The 18,817-nt window shown below is 57.5% G+C and carries 22 protein-coding genes and 3 tRNA genes; 12 read left to right on the top strand and 13 right to left on the bottom strand.

Going from position 1 to position 18,817, the window contains the following annotated elements; all coding sequences use genetic code 11:
• Positions 1 to 61: 61 nt before the first annotated feature.
• Entirely contained in the window at positions 62 to 784 is a 723-nt protein-coding gene (locus FY550_RS14795) for a type 1 glutamine amidotransferase (protein ID WP_325062966.1), read from the bottom strand.
• 29 nt (positions 785 to 813) lie between these two features.
• Between FY550_RS14795 and FY550_RS14790 the strand changes: the two genes are divergently transcribed.
• Both FY550_RS14790 and FY550_RS14785 read left to right on the top strand, forming a co-directional pair.
• Positions 814 to 1,110, top strand: coding sequence for an MGMT family protein (locus FY550_RS14790; protein ID WP_070978026.1), 297 nt, complete (start codon positions 814 to 816; stop codon positions 1,108 to 1,110).
• A gap of 36 nt (positions 1,111 to 1,146) precedes the next feature.
• Positions 1,147 to 1,764, top strand: coding sequence for a YjaG family protein (locus FY550_RS14785; protein WP_149054633.1), 618 nt, complete (start codon positions 1,147 to 1,149; stop codon positions 1,762 to 1,764).
• A 38-nt stretch (positions 1,765 to 1,802) separates the two neighbouring features.
• Here the strand turns inward: FY550_RS14785 and hisF are convergent, their stop codons facing one another.
• The 4 genes from hisF to hisB are packed head-to-tail and all read right to left on the bottom strand — an operon-like array spanning position 1,803 to position 4,660.
• Positions 1,803 to 2,576, bottom strand: a complete 774-nt coding sequence (hisF, locus tag FY550_RS14780; protein ID WP_070978027.1) for an imidazole glycerol phosphate synthase subunit HisF — start codon at positions 2,574 to 2,576, stop codon at positions 1,803 to 1,805.
• Between the two features lie 5 nt (positions 2,577 to 2,581).
• Positions 2,582 to 3,334 carry a 1-(5-phosphoribosyl)-5-[(5-phosphoribosylamino)methylideneamino]imidazole-4-carboxamide isomerase gene (gene hisA, locus FY550_RS14775; RefSeq protein WP_070978028.1) on the bottom strand — a complete coding sequence of 251 codons (753 nt, stop codon included), beginning with the start codon at positions 3,332 to 3,334 and terminating at the stop codon, positions 2,582 to 2,584.
• 32 nt (positions 3,335 to 3,366) lie between these two features.
• Positions 3,367 to 4,011, bottom strand: a complete 645-nt coding sequence (gene hisH / locus FY550_RS14770; protein WP_070978029.1) for an imidazole glycerol phosphate synthase subunit HisH — start codon at positions 4,009 to 4,011, stop codon at positions 3,367 to 3,369.
• Between the two features lie 46 nt (positions 4,012 to 4,057).
• Entirely contained in the window at positions 4,058 to 4,660 is a 603-nt protein-coding gene (gene hisB / locus FY550_RS14765; protein WP_070978030.1) for an imidazoleglycerol-phosphate dehydratase HisB, read from the bottom strand.
• Positions 4,661 to 4,925: 265 nt separating this feature from the next.
• Here hisB and FY550_RS14760 point away from each other — a divergent pair, with 265 nt between their 5' ends.
• From FY550_RS14760 to FY550_RS14735, 6 genes are all read left to right on the top strand, one after another.
• A complete protein-coding gene (locus FY550_RS14760) occupies positions 4,926 to 7,277 on the top strand; it encodes an AsmA family protein (RefSeq protein ID WP_070978031.1) in 2,352 nt (783 codons plus the stop codon).
• A gap of 57 nt (positions 7,278 to 7,334) precedes the next feature.
• Positions 7,335 to 8,453, top strand: coding sequence for an A/G-specific adenine glycosylase (mutY, locus tag FY550_RS14755; RefSeq protein WP_084388073.1), 1,119 nt, complete (start codon positions 7,335 to 7,337; stop codon positions 8,451 to 8,453).
• Positions 8,454 to 8,491: 38 nt separating this feature from the next.
• A complete protein-coding gene (locus tag FY550_RS14750) occupies positions 8,492 to 8,764 on the top strand; it encodes an oxidative damage protection protein (RefSeq protein WP_070978032.1) in 273 nt (90 codons plus the stop codon).
• Between the two features lie 88 nt (positions 8,765 to 8,852).
• Positions 8,853 to 8,928, top strand: a tRNA-Phe gene (locus tag FY550_RS14745).
• A 6-nt stretch (positions 8,929 to 8,934) separates the two neighbouring features.
• Positions 8,935 to 9,009 (top strand) — tRNA-Gln (locus FY550_RS14740).
• A gap of 32 nt (positions 9,010 to 9,041) precedes the next feature.
• Positions 9,042 to 9,117, top strand: a tRNA-Thr gene (locus tag FY550_RS14735).
• A 533-nt stretch (positions 9,118 to 9,650) separates the two neighbouring features.
• Here the strand turns inward: FY550_RS14735 and FY550_RS14730 are convergent.
• Positions 9,651 to 10,013: a hypothetical protein gene (locus FY550_RS14730; protein WP_149054632.1), complete on the bottom strand. Its 363-nt coding sequence runs from the start codon at positions 10,011 to 10,013 to the stop codon at positions 9,651 to 9,653.
• Between the two features lie 112 nt (positions 10,014 to 10,125).
• Entirely contained in the window at positions 10,126 to 10,848 is a 723-nt protein-coding gene (locus FY550_RS14725) for a LexA family transcriptional regulator (RefSeq protein WP_070978034.1), read from the bottom strand.
• A gap of 187 nt (positions 10,849 to 11,035) precedes the next feature.
• On the opposite strand from FY550_RS14725, the gene FY550_RS14720 reads away from it, so the two are divergent.
• The gene (locus FY550_RS14720; RefSeq protein ID WP_168169309.1) at positions 11,036 to 11,293 is read left to right on the top strand and encodes an ogr/Delta-like zinc finger family protein; all 258 of its coding nucleotides are present in this window, start codon (positions 11,036 to 11,038) and stop codon (positions 11,291 to 11,293) included.
• Positions 11,294 to 11,319: 26 nt separating this feature from the next.
• A complete protein-coding gene (locus FY550_RS14715; protein ID WP_070978035.1) occupies positions 11,320 to 11,517 on the top strand; it encodes a hypothetical protein in 198 nt (65 codons plus the stop codon).
• A gap of 35 nt (positions 11,518 to 11,552) precedes the next feature.
• On the opposite strand, the gene FY550_RS14710 is transcribed toward FY550_RS14715, so the two are convergent.
• Positions 11,553 to 12,461 (bottom strand): ATP-grasp fold amidoligase family protein, encoded by a 909-nt coding sequence (locus FY550_RS14710; RefSeq protein ID WP_168201490.1) that lies wholly within the window; start codon positions 12,459 to 12,461, stop codon positions 11,553 to 11,555.
• A gap of 605 nt (positions 12,462 to 13,066) precedes the next feature.
• Between FY550_RS14710 and FY550_RS14705 the strand changes: the two genes are divergently transcribed.
• Positions 13,067 to 13,282, top strand: a complete 216-nt coding sequence (locus tag FY550_RS14705; RefSeq protein ID WP_070978036.1) for a hypothetical protein — start codon at positions 13,067 to 13,069, stop codon at positions 13,280 to 13,282.
• Positions 13,283 to 13,828: 546 nt separating this feature from the next.
• On the opposite strand, the gene FY550_RS14700 is transcribed toward FY550_RS14705, so the two are convergent.
• Positions 13,829 to 14,797, bottom strand: a complete 969-nt coding sequence (locus tag FY550_RS14700) for a calcium/sodium antiporter (RefSeq protein ID WP_070978037.1) — start codon at positions 14,795 to 14,797, stop codon at positions 13,829 to 13,831.
• Between the two features lie 1,554 nt (positions 14,798 to 16,351).
• On the opposite strand from FY550_RS14700, the gene FY550_RS14695 reads away from it, so the two are divergent.
• Entirely contained in the window at positions 16,352 to 16,855 is a 504-nt protein-coding gene (locus FY550_RS14695; RefSeq protein WP_084388076.1) for a helix-turn-helix domain-containing protein, read from the top strand.
• Here FY550_RS14695 and FY550_RS14690 read toward each other — a convergent pair.
• The 4 genes from FY550_RS14690 to FY550_RS14685 all read right to left on the bottom strand — a co-directional run bounded on the left by FY550_RS14690 (position 16,844) and on the right by FY550_RS14685 (position 18,791).
• The gene (locus FY550_RS14690; RefSeq protein WP_070978039.1) at positions 16,844 to 18,001 is read right to left on the bottom strand and encodes an Arm DNA-binding domain-containing protein; all 1,158 of its coding nucleotides are present in this window, start codon (positions 17,999 to 18,001) and stop codon (positions 16,844 to 16,846) included. The genes FY550_RS14695 and FY550_RS14690 overlap by 12 nt on opposite strands.
• Before the next feature lie 237 nt (positions 18,002 to 18,238).
• Positions 18,239 to 18,415 (bottom strand): hypothetical protein, encoded by a 177-nt coding sequence (locus FY550_RS16925; RefSeq protein WP_168169311.1) that lies wholly within the window; start codon positions 18,413 to 18,415, stop codon positions 18,239 to 18,241.
• Positions 18,412 to 18,576, bottom strand: coding sequence for a hypothetical protein (locus FY550_RS16920; RefSeq protein ID WP_168169312.1), 165 nt, complete (start codon positions 18,574 to 18,576; stop codon positions 18,412 to 18,414). Before FY550_RS16920 ends, FY550_RS16925 begins: the two co-directional genes overlap by 4 nt.
• Positions 18,576 to 18,791 carry a TraR/DksA C4-type zinc finger protein gene (locus tag FY550_RS14685; protein ID WP_070978040.1) on the bottom strand — a complete coding sequence of 72 codons (216 nt, stop codon included), beginning with the start codon at positions 18,789 to 18,791 and terminating at the stop codon, positions 18,576 to 18,578. The genes FY550_RS16920 and FY550_RS14685 overlap by 1 nt, the downstream gene beginning before the upstream one ends.
• Positions 18,792 to 18,817 lie beyond the last annotated feature (26 nt).

Genomic DNA, 18,817 nt, shown 5'->3' with positions numbered 1-18,817 from the left:
TCAGACAGGGCAATACAATGAGATGCTGGATCCAGCGTACTCGGTCCGTTGCGATCGGGCGCTAGTACATGAATGGCTGCAGCCAGTCCGTCATCAGCCGGTCGAGTGTCGGTGCCAGTCGATCCAGCCGCCGCTGACTGTCGCGCATTTCATCGAAGGATTGAACCCAGGGACCAGCCAGTTCGTGCACGCTGTCATCTGCACCGGCGAGACAGTCGTTCAACCAGCTGCGCGTCGTCTCGAGATGACACTGCAGGGCCACCACCCGTGCACCGTCCCAGCTGAATCCCTGGACCGGGCTGGCCTCACTGGCGCCAATCGGGGTGCTACCCTCGGGCAAACCGAAGATATCCCGATGCCAGTGAAAGGCATCAAAGCTCTCCGGCAGATCGAGATCGCAGCGATCGCTGCGTGTCACCCGATGCCAGCCCAGCTCCGGTTGGGTCGAGCGCGAGACGATGGCCCCCAGGGCATCGGCAATCAACTGAGCGCCAAACCCGATCCCGAGCAACGGTTTGGAGCTTTTCAATACCCGATCGATCAGTTTGCGTTCGCGCCTGATCCAGGGATGAGCGTTATCGTCATGAATGTCCATGGCGCCCCCCAGTACGATCAGGGCATCAAAATCGTGCAGTTGAGGAGGGGGCAGCTCGCCGCTATACAACGGCCGTGTATTGAAGCTGTGGCCCATGCTGTCCAGCCAGTCGGCCAGCCTGCCGGGACCCTGCGCGGGCGTATGCTGAAGAAAATAGATGTGCATGATAGAGGCAATGATGGACAACACGGCTGCAGCCGTCCAGTGGGAGAGAAACCATGCGTGCTCAACTGCGTGAGCAGGTAACGACCATCATCGCACGGATACCCAGTGGCCGGGTGACGACCTATGGTCGGATCGCGAAAATGACCGAGGGTGCCACCGCACGTTCGGTGGGAGCAGTGCTGCGAACCCTCCCGGCGGGGCATCAGCTGCCATGGTATCGTGTGGTCGCTGCCGGTGGCCGGCTGGCTGATCATGAAGGTGCGGTCGAGCAGCGCCAGCAGCTGGCCGCCGAAGGGATCATGTTCGACGAGCGCGGACGTATCCCGAGCCACTATTTCTGGCCGGATTGAGGGCCGCTTCCCACTATCAATGGAGCCTGTCGCTGCATGAGTGCTGATTATTCGATCGACTTCCCCGTTACATTGCATCGGACCCTTGATCAGCTTGATCCCCGGCCGGGGCTGGCATTCATGGCGGCGCTGTGTGAACGGCTGCTGCCCAACCATCTACTTTATGTCGAGCTGACCGGCGATGGGGATGCAAAGGGGCTCCGGGCCGTGATGGATCTGATCTGGGAGGCGCTGGCAGTGCGCGATGCACGCATCGATTTCGAGCGACAGGCGGAGAAACTGGTCGCCTGTGAGCCGACCGCCGAGGATGACAGCTTCGGGGACCGTTCGGCACTGGAAGTGACCCTGGCGCTCTCGGCCTGTCTTGACCTGTTGCGGGGCAATGCCGTGGGGGCGCCGGTAGAAGTCAGTCGTATTTCGATTGGCGGGGTGGAACGTTATATCGACATGGTGGAAGGCGCACAGTGGACGGACGAAGACGCGCGTGAAGCAGCCCTGGCGGCTCATCCCCTGATGGCGGATGAGCGTGCTTTTCAACAGGCGGTACTGGACGAAGTCAATGCTGGCGCGCTGGACCGTGATCGCCTGAAGAGGCTGCGGCAATTGGGGCGCAACGACGGCATCAGTAACCTGGGGCTGTCGCTGGCAGAGTAGCTGGTTCGCCCCCGCTTGTGCCGGGAGCGAGGGCAGACTTACAGTCGCATCTCGATACCGTGTTCGGCCATGTAGCGCTTGGCTTCTTCCACGATGTACTCACCGAAGTGGAAGATGCTGGCCGCCAGTACGGCATCAGCGCCTCCTTCCTTTACTCCGGCGACCAGATGATCCAGGTTACCGACGCCACCCGAGGCGATGATAGGTACCGGCACGGCATCGCTGATCGCTCGGGTGATGCCAAGATCAAATCCTTCCCGGGTGCCGTCACGGTCCATGCTGGTCAGCAGCAGTTCGCCGGCACCAAAATCGACCATCTTGCGAGCCCATTCGATGGCATCCAGCCCGGTGGGTGTGCGCCCGCCGTGCGTAAAGATCTCCCAGCGGGGAGGTTCGCCCGCTTCGCTGACCCGCTTGGCGTCGATCGCCACCACGATGCACTGGCTGCCGAAACGCTCGGCCGCCTCGCGAACGAATTCGGGATGGGTGACCGCAGCGGTATTGATCGAGACCTTGTCGGCACCGGCATTGAGCAGGGCCCGGATATCGTCGCAGGTCCGTACACCGCCGCCCACGGTGAGCGGAATAAAGACTTCACCGGCGATACGACTGACCATCTCCAGGGTGGTGCCACGCTTTTCATGACTGGCGGTGATATCGAGAAAGGTAATCTCGTCGGCATTCTGTTCGTTATAGCGTTTGGCGACTTCCACCGGGTCGCCGGCGTCGCGGATACCGACGAAGTTGACGCCCTTGACCACCCGGCCGCCGTCGACATCCAGGCAGGGAATAATGCGTTTTGCCAGTGTCATGGTTGTCAGGCCTCCCCTGCATTACGATCGATGGTGTCACACAGCAGCTGGGCTTCAGTGAGATCGAGTCGTCCCTCGTAGATGGCGCGGCCGGTAATGGCGCCGAGAATCCCAGCGGGCGCGACATCCGCCAGCTGCTGGATATCGTCAAGCGACGTGACACCGCCAGAGGCAATGACCGGTACCCCGCCGGAGCTTGCCATTTCTACCGTGGCATCGATGTTGACGCCCTGCATCATGCCATCGCGGGAGATGTCGGTATAGACGATTGCCGAGACGCCATCGTTGGCAAAACGCTGTGCCAGATCGGTGGCCCGCACGGAGGAAACCGATTCCCAGCCATCAGTGGCGACGTAGCCGTCGCGGGCATCAATGCCGACAATGATATGGCCGGCAAATTCACGACACATCTCGGTCACGAAGTCCGGTTCCTGAACGGCTCGCGTGCCGATGATGACCCAGGAGACGCCAGCGTCGAGATAGCGTGCGATGGTGTCGCGCGAGCGAATGCCGCCGCCGATCTGAATCGGCAGATCGGGAAATTCGGCGGCGATGGCGTTGACGGCTTCGGCATTGACCGGATTGCCGGCAAAGGCGCCATTGAGATCGACCAGATGCAGACGCCGGGCACCGGCTTCGACCCAGCGCGATGCCATGGCGACCGGATCGTCACCATAGCTGGTCGCCTCATTCATGCGACCCTGCTTGAGCCTTACGCACTGCCCGTCCTTGAGATCGATGGCGGGGATAACCAGCATGCAGGAGATCCTCGTACTGACGGGGCGCCCGTTCAGGGCGACCAGTGAATGAAGTTGGAGAGCAGCTTCAGCCCGGCACCAGCGCTTTTCTCGGGATGGAACTGCACAGCGAAGGTCGCATCGTGTCCGGTAGCCACATGGGCGCGAACCGTACCGTAGTCGACATAGCCCATGACATGGGCGTCATCTTCGGCCTGGACATAATAGCTGTGCACAAAATAAAAGCGCTCGCCGGTCGGGATACCTTCCCAGAGTGGGTGCATGTGGTGCTGGTGCACCCGATTCCACCCCATGTGCGGCACCTTGAGACGGTTGCCATCGGTATCGCGCATGGTGTCTTCGAAGTGTCGCACTCGTCCGGGCATGTACCCCAGACACCAGACGCCACCATTCTCGTCACTCTTGTCCATCAGCATCTGCTGGCCGACGCAGATACCCAGCAGCGGTTTGTTGCCATCTGCCAGCATCTCCTTGACCAGCCCGGTCAGTTCGGTGTGCTCGAGCTCACTCATGCAGTCGCGAATGGCGCCCTGTCCGGGCAGGATCAGGCGCGTGGCGCCCTTGATGGCTCGGGGATCACGGGTAATGGTCACGCGCTCATCCTCGGCGACGTGCTCGAGCGCCTTGGCGACCGAGTGCAGATTGCCCATGCCGTAATCGATGATGGCAATGGTCATGCCGATAGCTCCTGTTGCCGCGCAGCAAGAAAGGGGGGATTGCTGTTCACAGGCTGCCCTTGGTCGAGGCGATGCGCCCCGCCATGCGTTCATCGGGCTCGATGGCCATACGCAGTGCGCGGCCGAAGGCCTTGAACAGGGTCTCGGCCTGATGATGAGCGTTGACACCCCTGAGGTTGTCGAGATGCAGCGTCGCCCGGGCGTGACTGGCCAGCCCGTTGAAGAACTCACGAAACAGCTGTGTATCGAAGCTGCCGATGCGTTCGCTGGTGAACTCGGCCTGCATGTAAAGCCCCGGTCGGCCGGAAAAATCGATCACGACCCGCGACAGTGCCTCATCCAGCGGGACATAGGCGTGCCCGTAGCGGGTGATGCCCCGTTTGTCGCCCAGCGCTTCCAGCAGCGCCTGACCGAAGGTGATGCCGATGTCTTCGACCGTATGATGGTCGTCGATATGACGATCACCCTCGGCATGCACTTCCAGATCGATCATGCCGTGGCGGGCGATCTGATCGAGCATGTGTTCAAGAAAGGGCACGCCGGTGTCGGCCGTCAGTGTCCCACTGCCGTCGAGATCGACACTGACCCTGACCCGGGTTTCACTGGTATCGCGCGTAATGCTGGCGCGACGCTGGGCTGGGGTGCTCATTGCTTCTCCTCGCGTTCGCGGGCTTGTAACCGGGAACGCCTGGCTCTATTCGATGCCCGGTACTCGGGCGCAGGCTAACGCCCTGAAGGCAGGGGTTGCATTATAGAGAACCCGGGCCGCCATCCGCTACACTAGCGGTCGGATGCGTGCAGTAAGTGCCGTGTCATGCAGCGGTAGACCATGGCAGCGGTCGGGTCCGGCTGAAAGGGCACGCATACCGGATTTTCAGCCGGTTCTGGGTGACAGAAAAGAAAGAGTGCATCAGATGAAGCGACTGTTTCGTATCCTGCTGGCCGGGATCGGTGTATTGGCCCTGCTGGCAGTGGCCGGGGTGGTCTATGTGACGACCTTTGTCGATCCCAATGACCTCAAGCCCCGCCTGGTCGAAGCGGTCAAGGAACGCACCGGGCTCGATCTGTCGCTCAATGGACCGATCTCCTGGACCTTCTATCCGCGGCTGGGGGTCACCGTCGAGGATGCCGTGGCCCGGCTGCCTGATCAGGATCGGGTCAGTGACCCCTTTGCCGCCTTCACGCGTGCTGACGTCAAGGTTCGGCTCGCGCCGCTGATTACCGGTGATGTCTCGGTCGACGGAGTAACACTCGATGGGCTCAAGCTCAATCTGGTGCGTGATGCTTCGGGTCATGGCAATTGGCAGACGCTGGCTGAAGAGATGGCCGAGCGCACTGACCAGAGCACAGATGACAGCCGGCCGGCATCTTCCGGCAATGCCTCGCAAAGCGGCGTCAGCCACACTGCGGACCGTCCGCTGTCGATAGATATCGCCAGTATCGAGGTCAGCAATGGACAGGTGCATTACATTGATCGACAGAAGGCGGTTGATGCGACCCTCTCCCAGGTGAATCTCGGTGCCAGCAATGTAAGCCTGGACAGCCCCTTTCCGCTTCAGCTCTCGTTTGACATGAGCAGTGTTCAGCCCTCACTCAATGGGCATCTGGCTCTCAAGGGCAGTACCCGGCTGAACCTGAGGGATCAACGTTATGCCATGAGCGGTTTCGACCTGGAGACAGATCTGCAGTTGCCAACGCTCAATGAGCAAAAGGCACAGCATTTCGCCCTGACCGGCGATCAGCTCACTGCCGATCTGAAAATACGCCGCTATCAGCTTGATGGCGCCACTCTGGGTGCCGAGCTGCATCCCGAACAGGGCAAGGAACAACCCCTGTCGCTGAATGCGACCTTCGGCGCTGCAGCTGATCTCGACGAAGGTACAGCGCAGCTGCATGATCTGGTGGTCACCAGTGGCGATGATCTGCGTCTGACGGGGGGCTTGCAGGCCGAATCCCTGACTACCCAACCCGCCTGGCGCGGGCAGCTCCATCTCGACCCACTCAACCTGAGAGAGTGGTTGGGTCGCTTTGGCAAGGCCCCAGCCAGTGCCGACGATCAGAGCCTGACTCGGGTAGCCCTTGATACCCAAATCAGCGGCAATCAACAGCAGGCGCGTTTCAGTGACCTTTCGCTGACACTGGATGACACCAGGCTAACCGGCTCTGCAGGGATTGGTCTCAAAGGCCAGCAGCTGAGTTTCGATCTGACCGGTAACGCTCTGAATCTGGATCGCTACCTGCCGCCACGTCAGCAAGCGCCACAGCAGGACGATCGCACCGCCATGCTTGAAATGCTGGGGACTCGCCCAGCGATGGCTGCCAGTGAAGGGGCCGAGCTGCTACCGGTTGATCTGCTGCGTTCTCTCGCCCTGGATGGTCGACTCCGGCTGGATGCATTGACTGTGCGGGGTGCCAGACTCTCCGGCGTATTGATGAAGGTGGCTGGCAGTAACGGTCAACATCGGCTCGAACAACTGACGGCAGGGCTTTACAACGGAACCTTCAATGCTTCCGGTGCTCTGGATGTTCGCAAAACGCCACTTGAGCTGTCTTTTGACGAGAAGATCCATGGCGTTCAATTGCAGGCTTTGCTGGCAGATGTGGCTCAACGGGGCAAGCTGATGCGCGGCACGCTGGATCTTGATGGTCAGTTCCGTTCACGTACCAATCAGTTGGACACCATGACCCGTAATCTCAATGGCCAGGCTTCGATGAAGGTAACGGATGGCGCGTTGCTGGGGGCGAATATCTCGAAGCAGCTCTGCACGACAGCTGCGGCCCTGCAGGGGCGCAGCTCCGACCGACAGTGGAGTGATGACACGCCTTTTGATCGTTTGTCTGCTACGGCAACCATTACCGATGGCGTGGTACATAACGACGATCTTCAGGTTGCCATTCCGGGCATCGAGCTCTCCGGCAAGGGCCAGGCCAATCTGGTTACCCAGCGGTTCGCTTACAATTTGGGCGCTCATTTTGTAGATACCGCCGACAGCAATGCCTGCCGAGTGACCGACGCCCTGACACAGGTGCGTCTGCCAGTGCAATGCGAGGGTGATTTTGCGGCTCCGCCCGCTCAGTGGTGCCATTTCGATCAGGATGCTTTTCGCAAGGTATTGACGAAGATGGCGGCCTCGAAAGGGCAGAAAGTGCTTGGCAAGGAGCTCGACAGGCAGCTCGAAGGCAAGCTGGGTGAGAAGCTTGACGATAAGCTTGGCAAGGAGGGTAGTAAAAACCTCAAGGACCGTCTGGAAGGCCTGTTCAAGTAAAGTCACCCGATCCGGCCGTTCCCCTCCAGGGGCGCGGCCTTCCCTGCCAGAGGTTTCATGAGCGACGCGTATCAGACCCATACCCGGGCTTCACATGAAGCCCGGGTGCACGAGATCGACCTGCCCCCCGAGAGCTTTCAGAGCCGGTTGCTGGACTGGTTTGACCGCCATGGGCGTCATCATTTGCCCTGGCAGAAGCATCAAACCCCCTACCGGGTGTGGGTTTCGGAAATCATGTTGCAGCAGACTCAGGTAGCGACCGTCATCGACTACTATCAGCGCTTCATGGCACGCTTCCCGGATGTCCATGCGCTGGCTGCGGCGGATCAGGATGAGGTGCTGCATCTGTGGACCGGCCTGGGGTATTACGCTCGTGCTCGTAATCTGCATCGCGCAGCGCAGGTGGTGGTCGAAGCGCATGATGGGATTTTTCCGACCCATGGCGTCGAGGCGCTGGCGGCGCTGCCGGGCATCGGACGGTCCACTGCGGGGGCCATCATCAGTCTGTCGACCGGAGCCCGGGCGCCGATTCTCGATGGTAACGTCAAGCGAGTGCTGACCCGGTTGCATGCCGTCCCGGGCTGGCCGGGCAAACCGCATGTTGAGCGCACGCTGTGGCAGCTTGCCGAACGCTATACACCGGATCAACGGGTGGGTGATTTCACCCAGGCGATGATGGATCTCGGGGCCACGGTCTGTACCCGCCGTCGACCGGCCTGTCTGCTTTGTCCCTTCGAGGATGTCTGTGTGGCCCATACGCAGGGCCGTGAGCACGACTTCCCGGAGTCGAAGCCGAAAACCGACAAGCCGACCCGGCAGACCTGTTTTCTGATGCTACGTGACCGCCAGGGCAGGGTGCTGCTGGAGCAGCGTCCGACAGAGGGGCTCTGGGGTGGACTGTGGTGTTTTCCTCAGTTCGAGTCACTGCAGCAGGCCCGTCACTGGCTTGATGAGCACCTGCCGCAGACCAGGCTTGAGCCAGCCTGGGGCGAGTTCACGCATGCCTTTACCCACTTTCGTTACGCCATCACCCCTTTGCCGGCGCTCATCGACGCGCCAGTCTGTATAAGCGAAAGGCAGCGCTGGTTCGACCCTGAGCGCCCTGATAGCGTGGGGCTGGCGGCCCCGGTACGAACCCTGCTCGACAGGCTGTCTTCGTCAGCCACACTGGTATGAGACAATCGACCGACACTTTGACCCGCAGGGAGAACCCTATGGCACGTACGGTATTCTGCCGGAAGTACCAGCAGGAGATGGAAGGGCTGGATATGCCGCCGCTACCCGGCAGTAAAGGGCAGGAGGTCTACGAGAATGTCTCGAAGCAGGCCTGGGAGGAGTGGCAGGCGCAACAGACCCGGCTGATCAACGAAAAGCACCTCAACATGCTCGATCCGGAAACGCGCCGCTATCTGATGGAACAGATGGAACGTTTTTTCGATAACGAGGAAGTCGATCAGGCTCAGGGCTATGTGCCTCCTTCCAGCTGAGGACCATAAAAAAACCGGTGTGGGAAAATGTACACCAAGTGCTTGACCCATGGACCGGTTTTCGGTTTAATACGCAGCCGTTGGCGACGGCCAGATAGCTCAGTCGGTAGAGCAGTGGATTGAAAATCCTCGTGTCGGCGGTTCGATTCCGTCTCTGGCCACCATTCTGGTGGGGTATAGCCAAGCGGTAAGGCACCGGTTTTTGGTACCGGCATTCGCAGGTTCGAGTCCTGCTACCCCAGCCACGCCAACCTGCCTTCCAAAAGAAGTTTTTGTTGCCGGCATAGCTCAGTTGGTAGAGCAACTGACTTGTAATCAGTAGGTCCGGGGTTCGACTCCTCGTGCCGGCACCATTGATTTTTCAGCTAAATCAATGCTTTGGAACCTTGAAAGGTCGCTCATCAAGCGGCCTTTTTTGCGTCTGTTCATATACGTGGCAACCAGGTGTCAACGTGGCTATCGGGTTGAGGTTCGCTGCTTTTTCAGATGATCGGCGGATCTGAGCACTTCACTTTCGGCCGTTTCAGCCGATCTTACGTCATTGCCTCACCTTCCTGCGTCCGAGACCTTGCCTGATGGATTTTCCGCCACCGGATATCAGTATCTGCCATTGCCCACCAAACTGCTTTCTCTGCGGTAGCGAGCTTTTTGTGATCGAGCCCGGTGAAACGGATGAAAGTCGAGTGAAATGTGCCCGATGTCGAGCCTATCTGGGGAGGGTCGAGGACCTGCTCAGTGAATTGTCTGTCAGAACGCTGGAGTTAAAGGAATGACCGGGCCAGGCGGGGTTGTTGGTTTCGTTGAGGACAGGCGTCAACCCGCCGGGCATACACGTCGGCATGTCGCGGGTGCCAGGTAAGTCAGGGGCTTTTCGAAAGAGGCCGGGTTAGTCACTGAGCCCCTGTAGCCAGCGCCCGCGCACCAGTCGTCCGTCGTGATAGTCACATCGATAGGTCACCGGTAATCGTGGGTCGAATCGGCTCAGGCCAAGCAGTACCGCCTGTACGATGACAATAGAGTCATTTTCCTGGCTCATGGCCCGGGCATGGACATCCGTTGCATGGTCGACAGGTGAATAGGCCAGCATGGTGTCGGCGCAGGCCCGTTGGAGGTCGTCGGCATCATTGCCTGGGTGTGTATCCACTTCCAGTGGTGCAGCGGCAGGCCGGGAGAGCTCTTGTGGGACATCATTGGCACAGGCGTTGAGTACCCACAGGCAGGCAAGCAGTAGCGTGATACGAAGCAGCATGAGGTGCAGTCTCCCGTTAGCGCTCCATCCTGCGGGCTGACTGCCGAAGAATCTCTTCGTGCCCGGCGTAAGTCAGTAGGGCGCGGAGCGTGTATGGCACCAATCTGACATGTCAGTACACCCGTCCGCTGTGCCAATAGCAGTGGCCGATGATCTGCACATTGCCCAGTTGTTCGGGTGCAATGATTTCTGGTGCGTAATGATCATTGTCCGATGAGAGGCGCAGGGCGCCGCTGGCCAGACGCTGCACCCGCTTGATACGCAGTTCATCACCAACACGGATCAGAAAAACGCCGTCGGGGCGAATAATGGAGCGGTTGATCAGCACCGTGTCTCCGTCCTTGAGCGTGCCATCCATGGAATCCCCGCGGACGCGCACGGCTACCAGATCCTTGAGATGCAGGCCCTCCTTGAGGATCCAGTCATGGCGGAAGCTGAGAAAGGTCTCAACCTGCTCACTATCGAACAGCTGGCCCGGGCCGGCGGCGGCCTCGATGTCATAAAGAGGCACCCCCACGAAGTCTCGCAGGGTGAAATGCGAAGGCTGGTCGTTGTCTGGCTCGCTCCAGGCCGGTATGGCCGGCTTTTCCCATGGTGGTGAACCCTTTCCCATGATCAGCCAGTCCAGGCTGGCACCATATTCCACTGAAAGTTCAATACATTCATCGATTGGGACAGTGCCACGCTTCTTCCAGTTGTGGATAGCGCTGGTCGATTTACCGAAGCGCTGAGCCAACTGATAGTCCGATGAAACGTTAAGCAGCTGTTTCATGCGACCCATGATGGCACTGGTCATAGCCAGACTTTCACTGTCCCGGGCGGGCGACATAGTCATAATTGATCGCCTTAAAGTTGACCAATCCCCTTATAGGGCATAGATTGTGAGCCGTAGGTGATGAACTTATAGGAGCTTACTACAGGTTGCCGTTGTTGTCCGCCGCTTTGAATATCGGATTATGCCGATTCGATCCTCTGTGGCATCGGTGAACCGGGCTTCGCAACACAATAGAGGAGGGAGTTTCATGGAACGACGTAACAATATGCGGTTGAGTTGCCCCCATTGCGGTGAGTTTGCGCGAATTCGCAAGAGCCAACAGCTGACCCCGGTCTATCGGGAGGCAACGGTTGAATGCCAGAACCCGGATTGTGGCTGGCGAGGTAAAATGGCACTGGAAATGACGCAGACCCTGACTTTCAGTCAGCAGCCCAATCCAGAGATTCGGTTACCGATGTCGCCCCGGCTGCGTGACAGTATTCGCGATCAGTTAATGGTGCAGTAAAGCGAGCTATGGAGTATCACACGACCATGGAGCGAATCCTGGAGGATGAGCAGCCCCGGGGAACGCTATGCGAAACCGGGGCTTTGACAGTCATTCGCGATGGTGAAGTTCATCGCTACGAGCGGGCCATGCTGCTGACCTTCGAAGAGGTGGAACAGCTGCAGGAGGCACTGGCCTCACGACATTGTGCCTGGCAGTTTCAGCGTGAAAACAGCCAGTCATGATGGCAGCCGGGCCCGGGAGCCATTTGCAGACCACTTCAGAGTTCGAAAAGCCGACCCCATTCCACGTCGGTCTGATGATGCTTGAACTTCATCAGGCCGGCGGTTGGTGTGAAGGTCAGCTCGCCAAAATAGATCTGACCGTTGACCAGGTAGAAATCGACTCTTACATACGAAAAGCCTTCCGATAGCTTGAGGGCAAGCGCCTGTGCTTCATCAAGCAATGCCGGCCTGGCCATTGGCTTGCCACTGCTGAAACGATCCTCACGTACTTCAATCATGTTCCAATCCTGATCGTAGAAATCGACTCGATAATCGGAAAAGCGATCATGAGTCACTTCGACGAACACTACCGGCGATTCACCGGTTCGTCGGAAACAGTGAAACTTGAAGTCCTTTGGCACATTACCGCTTTCATCCAGCAGTAGTTGCTCGATGATCAGACGTGGCTTGATGTCGTGATAATGCGCTTCCCGTGAGATTTTCGAGAAATCTTCCCGAAGCCATGCCTGACTGAGGTTATAGAGCATGGGGTAGGGGTAGTCCTGCTTGTTACGCACCAGCAGATTATAGCCAAAGCCGTGATTGGCCTTCATGACGAAGCTGTCCGGGAGGCCATGATAGATATCCGGTGTCAGTTCGCTACAGACAGCGTGGCATGGCACCAGATGTTCACTGCCGATCACGCCGGCGACATGATCCCTGGCAGCAACCTTGTCGCTCAGGATCGAATAGCTGGGTTCGGGGTGCAGCTTTCGATAGCAAATCTTCTCATTGAAGGTTTGCGGATGCCGGAGATTTGGAAACCTGCCGAACACCCGACGATAGCGCAAGGCAATGTGAAGCCGGTCAGGCAGTGATTGCATGATGCGGTGTCGCAGGCTGCCCATGGCATTCCCGAAGCGACGGCCGAGATGCGGTTTATCTGATGGGCCACGCGCTTTCATACCGGATCCTGTGCCAATGGATAACGAGCCTTGCATGGCGTTTCTGATGGCCCGGGGCATTGGTTCTCCTTAACTCTGATACTTGCCTGACGCAGCGCATGGGGCATCGTGGCTCACCATGCATACAGACGCCCTTGTCCCTGGCAATGCGTGCGTTTTACAGCAGAGTGATGAACCGAGCGAATTGTAACGGTCCAACAGTCACAAAGGTCATCGTGCTGACGTGAATCAACGCTGTCCTGTGGGTCCCTGGAGCATGCCTGCCATTCTTCGGCGCAATGACATCGGGGAAGGAGCAACGCACGTGCCGGCAGGTGTCACCATATGATGACAAGGGTGGCACGTTGACGGAATCAGCGATGTGCTGAAATGGTTGTATTGTAGGCGCTTTGCTCTTTAATACACGGGTGCGCTCGCAACAACAGCTGGCAGTAGCCTGGTTACACTGTTTTCGCATGTATACCCGGGCTTGCCGGCAGGCCTTCTCGTCGGGAGCACCCACTGTGAGGCTGGAACTTCTCTTGCAACAGTTATTGCTCAATAAATGATGAGAGGCTGCCGATACTCTGAAGGTAATATCCATTCATCTGCCGGAGTAATGTGCCATGCCTGATCGGAAACCCGTGAATCCTCGTCATGATCCAACACATGCTGCCCATGAGGTCATTCTCGAACTGGCTCGCAATGGGGCATTCGGGAGCGGAGGCGAAAATGTTGCTCGTAATGAAGGCGATGGCGGGGCTCTGGGCAAGGCGATCACGGCCGCTCATCGGGAGCTTTTGACGTACTATCGGACATTGCAATCAGGCGCCGTGCGCTAGAGCACTTTGGGCGCGGTAGCAGTGCCTGCCGCGCTTGCCAGAAGCCTGGATTGGATGCACTGCTTGCCGAGGCGGAACAGGAGAGATTCCGTGAGCCGGATGCCAGGCTCCCTTGACTTTTAAAAGCAGTTTCAATTTAACTTTTAACGCCTGAAAATAGGGCTTTTCGGGCCTTCTCGTCAGTCCAGGTGAAAGCATCAGGAATCCCGGAGAGGATATGCTTAGCAAGTGTCGCAGCTGCGGAAGCAGGCAGATCAAGTTTCAGGGAGAGCGAACGCCCGATTCCCCGGTGTTATGCGCCCATTGTGGGGCGCGACTGTGTAGTCTGCAGGAGCTTCAGACATCCATTGATGTTAATGCCCATCGCAAGATGAGTTGGGCGATGCAGATGCCCAAAAGCAAGTCTGACTGATCAGGTGACGGGTCAGCGCGCTGTAAAGCGTCAGGATCGAGAGCTATCTTTTCGGAGCATGGCGAGTCCGGGTCTGGGCCCCTTGCAAGCGTCGTTCGTCTGCCTGGGTGAGAACTGGTACCGGCCCGGTCTTTTCAGGTAACGACGCTGCCGATCAGATAGGCATTGTACCCCCCGAAACAAACCAGTAGCACTGCCCCTTCGAACCGATTGATACGCCCCTGCCTGCCTCTTGCATACCCCAGAACAAAAAGTGACAAAGTCAGTACCATCATGATCGCCACGTCTCGGGACAACACTTCCGGTTCAGGCTGAATCGGCTGAATCACTCCTGCGATGCCTACAACTGCCAGCGTATTGAACAGGTTGGAGCCCAGTACATTACCCAGGGCAATATCATGCTCGCCCTTGCGGGCGGCAATGATCGAAGAGGCCAGTTCCGGCAACGAAGTGCCGATTGCCACGATGGTCAGGCCGACAATCAGATCGCTGACACCAAGGCTGTGGGCAATGTCGACGGCTCCCCAGACCAGTACCCTTGAGCTTACGATCAGCAATAACAGGCCAATGATCAGTCGGAATATGGAGTTGCGAAGCGAGTTGCCGGACGTGGGTAATGTCTGATCCATTTCATGACCCAGAACATCGTCCTTTTGATGCAGCCCCTGATAAAGGGTCCAGGCCATCAGCACGCCAAAAAGGCATAACAGGATCACGGCGTCGAGGCGGGAGAGCACACCGTCCCATAACTGCCAGGCGGCCAGTAACGTTGCGGCAATGAGAAGAGGTAGTTCCCGGCGTAGGACATTGGATTGCACGGCAATGGGGCTGATCAACGCGGTAACACCCAGAATCAGTGCGATGTTGGTGATATTCGATCCATAGGCGTTACCGAGCGCCAGTCCCGGGTTACCCTGGCTGGCAGCCAGTGCCGAAACCACCATTTCCGGCGCGGACGTGCCAAAGCCGATGATGACCATGCCGATCAGAAGAGGGGGCATACCGAAGTATCTGGCAGTGGAGGCAGCGCCATCCACGAAGCGATCCGCGCTCCAGACCAGCAGCGCCAGGCCACAAGCTACAGCAAGAAGAGGGAGTATCATGATGGCTCCTGTTTCAGGCGAACGGTTCACTGTCAGCCTGATCTGCTGGATGCCTGATCCATTCAGGAAAAACAGTGCCTTTCCGACTCGTATTTACGCAGGATTGGCTTGATGCTCCTGCCGGTGGGATCCAGCAAGTTTGATCAGTTGCAGCTTCATGCTCGGTATCCCGGGGCCGGAAGCCGCAGGGAAGTATGAAATATGTCAGACCTGGCTGTGCCTTGGGTATGGCCTACTGGCCAGTTCCCATCATTAAGCCCATACCCGAACAAGAAAAAGGGCCGCTGATTGCTCAGCGGCCCTTTTGCTGTTTGGTGGAGGCGGCGGGAGTTGAACCCGCGTAATAGCTTTTGAATTCAGTGCTTTACGAAGAAAGTTGCCTAACCGTTGACTTGAGGGAAAGGATGGTTAGCTAAAATTTCTTGGAACCTTTCGAGCTGAAGCATCCATTGAAGCGTATGATCACAGCGCCACCCAACTATGCGACACATTCGGTCAAAATCTTCTACATGATTGCGCTTCAGTATGGGTTCATGATGGGCTATCCGATTTCTTACATCTTTTACATGCTTCCAATCGTCATAAAGAGATTCTCGAATCTCGTCAGCAGGCTGATCTGACGGCGCATGCGGAAATACAGTTTTAATGCTGGGCAGCCATATTCTGCCCAAATTTTTGGCTCTGAGCATCTGAAGCCAGAATACTGGCTTCAGTTCTGGTATTACTTTGCCTGTGAGCCTTTCGGCACCAATACTTTCTCTTGCATTCCTAAGATCTAAGCAGGGTTTATACCTTCCGCCGAACTTTGACGGAAGGCTGCCTTCGAAGCCTGAATGCCATGGCCAGTCCGGCCCGTATACTCTACCTATAGCTTCCGAGACTGCGTTTCTGAGAGTGACTTCGCAGAAGTGCAGTGGCAGGAGCATGCAGCTAGATAGCTGGGCATTCCAAGCGTACAAATTCATACCAGCTAATTGCTCAGGATTCTCTCTATGAGCTCCGTAAGGGCCTAATCTTGCAGGAGATAGTGTCCTCACAAGCGCCTCTAAACGTTCTTGCTGCATTCCACAATCCACTTTCGGTTTGCTTTCTGTATGACTCTGGTTGTATTCTGACCCTGAATCGCCTCGGGATTCGCGGGCTGCGGCCTCCACCTGAGGACATAAGACTGGGAAACGGTCTACCTTATCGGGTAGGCCGTTTTCTTTTGTAGTGTAGCTCTCACCGCCCCCCTTCATGTCTAGCCCCTTTCCCAAGTATTCAATGCCTCGATAGTGAAGTAAGAGGTTGTGGATTAGAAGCAGGCTTCCATAGCAATTGGGCAGCCTTATTGCACCCCACCTGGTATGTCCACTTGCCTCCCAGGTGGGGTGCGTGCACTCCTACCAAATAACACTGCAACTTAGAAACTCTACGCAACCGTGATACAAGGACACATATTCAATTCGCCTGGTAGGATCTCGTGAACCCCACCCCCTGCTTTCTAAGGCTTCTGCATGAACCTGATCTTGGGGTAACTTGCTTTTCCGGGAACAATTTAAGGGATATTAATCGATGTCAGACTTAAAAACGGCGTCCCCAGCTGAAGCTGCGGCTAGTAGGGAAAGTGCGGGTGCACTAGAAGCAAAGTGGGGTAAAGATATTGTGGCTGCCGGCTGGACGGCAGTTCCTAATATATTACTTCAGAGGCAACAGACCCTAGGTCTTACTCCTACGGATCTCAATATACTCCTGCAACTGCTCATGTACTGGTGGCAGGATGGGAAGCATCCATACCCTTCGAAGAAAAAAATTGCAGAGTCAATAGGCGTTAGCACGTCGACGGTACAGAGACGGATCCGTGTAATGGAAGCGATAGGCTTCTTGGAAAGGAGGTATCGTCGTCAAGAAGCAGATCGTAATCTTACCAATGAATATGACCTTACCCCCTTGGTTGAGTATTTAATGCCTCATGCTGCACATGAAGTCAGCGAACGCCAAAAGGCAAGAGAAAGGAGAAATATTAGACAAACCAGAGTTGCCAAACTGCCCTCTAATTCTGATGTTTCAGGAAATTGAACCTCCATACTTTGCCACAGCCATTAGACCTGCCTGCTGACTGCTCACCGGGATCCAGTTCGCATAGATCCGGGCGGTGATGATCACGTCCGTATGGCCCATCTGATTCGATACCCACGCCAGTGGTTCGCCGGCAGAAACCATCATCGATGCATAGGTATGCCGGGTCTGGTACTGACGTCGGTATCGAACCCCTGCGCGCTTCAGTGCATGGGCCCATAGCGTCTTCCGGATAGCCTGATCGCCAGTCCATGGCTCGCCGGTGCGAGGATTCAGAAAGATCCGACCACTCGGGTGCAGATAGCTGAATGATTTCTGCTGTTTGAGTGCCTCGATCGCTGCCGGCAATAGATCCACATCGCGTATCCCCGCCGCGGTCTTGGGCTGCTCGGCCTTACACCTGCCGGCTTGGGTGATGACCTTCGAGACACGTACCCGATTGCGGTGCCAGTCGATATCGCCCCATTCAAGGGCGACCAGCTCCGATGTACGCAGCCCCGTCCAGAACGCGAATTGGATCAGCGGCCGGCCTTCATCCGGCAAGCTGGCCAGTATTGCCGCCTGTTCCTCGGCAGTGAATGGATCAGGCTCATCTTGCATCCGTCGCACTTCAGTTTCCTGGCGCCGATAGTGCCAGCCGGCCAGCGGATTGATGGCAATCAGCTCATCGTGGACTGCATCGGTCAGTGCTGCACGTAAGGGACTCAGGATGTTGGCCAGTCGCTTGTTCGAGCAGGTGAGGGTGGCTGCCCATTCTCTCGCATGCTGACGTTTGATCTCGGAAAGCATCAAATGGCCGAACTGCGGGATCAGCTGGCCCTCGATGATCTTGTAATAGTCATGGTGCGTGCTGGCCTTCAGAGTCGGCCGCTTCGCCTCGAGCCACTGGCGCAAATAGTTGTCGAGGCGATCCTGACGGATGAAGCGGCGGGCATTTTTGCTATTGGGGAAAGTCACCGAGTAATCGAAGGTGCCGGCCTCGATGGCATCGATAACCGCGGCGCGATGACGCGCCGCACGCTTCAGATTAGCGGGGGTGGGCTTGAGCTTGAGGCGTTCCCGACAGCGGATTCCCTGGTAGACGAAGTCGATCTGGATGGAGCTGGCCGAGCCCGGTTTGACTCCTTCGAACTGCTGAGAACCCACTCGTTATATCCTTCTATCGAAATCAGTACCCGGCCATCCTGTGCCTTGATCCATTCCCTATCCTTGCGCCACTGGCCGCGCTTGATCTTCGATATCACCGCAGCCTTGCTATATCCCGATTCGGATGCGAATCGATCGATGGTCACGAAACCTATCGCCAGCATTCTGTTACCTCATTATCCTCTATCAGTCAGGTATTCCGAGGTCCTCGAAAGGCCCGAAATAGAGCCAGCTCCCTCATTCCTTCCATTCCCCCTGCTCAACCAGCCACCGCGCGACCGGGGTTAGCCGGATCTGCTCGCTGGCATTGAACTCGGTTTTCGGTGCCTGGCGCAGCTGGAGCAGCCGATCGGTTACCAGCTCCAGGCAGACAATGCGGACGCTCTCCGGCATGGGAGGATTTTGCTGATTCACGAGGCCTCCCGAGTGCAGCGTAATTTCAGCCGCGCCTGATCCCGCTCGGCCAGTAGCCGCGCATTGCGCTGGGCCAGATCGTCGATCTGTTCTTCCATCCCGGCGATCTCATCCCGCAGCATCACGATCTCGTCGCAGAGCTCTTCGCGTGTCTTCTCCATTACCGCATCCCCCGTGCTCGATGTTCCCGGATCGATTGGCACTCGATGCAGGTGGTCGCATGCGGTGCCGCCTGACGACGCGCCGGTGCGATTTCCTGCCCACAGTCTTCGCACTCGGTATCGAAACTGACCGGCGCCACTTTTGGGCGGCTGGCCAGAATGCCTTCCAGTTGCCGGGCCGTAGCCTCGGTCGCGAAATCGGCAGCGTCTGCCATGGTGCTATCTCCCTGCGTTGGGCAAT

Origin of the sequence: Kushneria phosphatilytica, assembly GCF_008247605.1 — a bacterium.
GTDB lineage: Bacteria > Pseudomonadota > Gammaproteobacteria > Pseudomonadales > Halomonadaceae > Kushneria > Kushneria phosphatilytica.
The sequence above is the reverse complement of the archived record's forward strand: the minus strand, read 5'-3'. Positions and strand labels throughout refer to the sequence as shown.

Excerpts from the sequence above, each read along its gene's own strand:
- FY550_RS14750 (WP_070978032.1), top strand. The coding sequence starts at position 8,492 with ATGGCACGTACGGTATTCTGCCGGAAGTACCAGCAGGAGATGGAAGGG.
- hisH (WP_070978029.1), bottom strand. The coding sequence starts at position 4,011 with ATGACCATTGCCATCATCGATTACGGCATGGGCAATCTGCACTCGGTC.
- FY550_RS14785 (WP_149054633.1), top strand. The coding sequence starts at position 1,147 with ATGAGTGCTGATTATTCGATCGACTTCCCCGTTACATTGCATCGGACC.
- FY550_RS14705 (WP_070978036.1), top strand. The coding sequence starts at position 13,067 with ATGCCTGATCGGAAACCCGTGAATCCTCGTCATGATCCAACACATGCT.
- FY550_RS14730 (WP_149054632.1), bottom strand. The coding sequence starts at position 10,013 with ATGCTGCTTCGTATCACGCTACTGCTTGCCTGCCTGTGGGTACTCAAC.
- FY550_RS14695 (WP_084388076.1), top strand. The coding sequence starts at position 16,352 with ATGTCAGACTTAAAAACGGCGTCCCCAGCTGAAGCTGCGGCTAGTAGG.
- FY550_RS14725 (WP_070978034.1), bottom strand. The coding sequence starts at position 10,848 with ATGACTATGTCGCCCGCCCGGGACAGTGAAAGTCTGGCTATGACCAGT.
- hisA (WP_070978028.1), bottom strand. The coding sequence starts at position 3,334 with ATGCTGGTTATCCCCGCCATCGATCTCAAGGACGGGCAGTGCGTAAGG.
- FY550_RS14710 (WP_168201490.1), bottom strand. The coding sequence starts at position 12,461 with ATGAAAGCGCGTGGCCCATCAGATAAACCGCATCTCGGCCGTCGCTTC.
- FY550_RS14685 (WP_070978040.1), bottom strand. The coding sequence starts at position 18,791 with ATGGCAGACGCTGCCGATTTCGCGACCGAGGCTACGGCCCGGCAACTG.
- FY550_RS14790 (WP_070978026.1), top strand. The coding sequence starts at position 814 with ATGCGTGCTCAACTGCGTGAGCAGGTAACGACCATCATCGCACGGATA.
- mutY (WP_084388073.1), top strand. The coding sequence starts at position 7,335 with ATGAGCGACGCGTATCAGACCCATACCCGGGCTTCACATGAAGCCCGG.
- FY550_RS14700 (WP_070978037.1), bottom strand. The coding sequence starts at position 14,797 with ATGATACTCCCTCTTCTTGCTGTAGCTTGTGGCCTGGCGCTGCTGGTC.
- FY550_RS14760 (WP_070978031.1), top strand. The coding sequence starts at position 4,926 with ATGAAGCGACTGTTTCGTATCCTGCTGGCCGGGATCGGTGTATTGGCC.
- FY550_RS16920 (WP_168169312.1), bottom strand. The coding sequence starts at position 18,576 with ATGGAGAAGACACGCGAAGAGCTCTGCGACGAGATCGTGATGCTGCGG.
- FY550_RS14715 (WP_070978035.1), top strand. The coding sequence starts at position 11,320 with ATGGAGCGAATCCTGGAGGATGAGCAGCCCCGGGGAACGCTATGCGAA.
- hisF (WP_070978027.1), bottom strand. The coding sequence starts at position 2,576 with ATGACACTGGCAAAACGCATTATTCCCTGCCTGGATGTCGACGGCGGC.
- hisB (WP_070978030.1), bottom strand. The coding sequence starts at position 4,660 with ATGAGCACCCCAGCCCAGCGTCGCGCCAGCATTACGCGCGATACCAGT.
- FY550_RS14720 (WP_168169309.1), top strand. The coding sequence starts at position 11,036 with ATGGAACGACGTAACAATATGCGGTTGAGTTGCCCCCATTGCGGTGAG.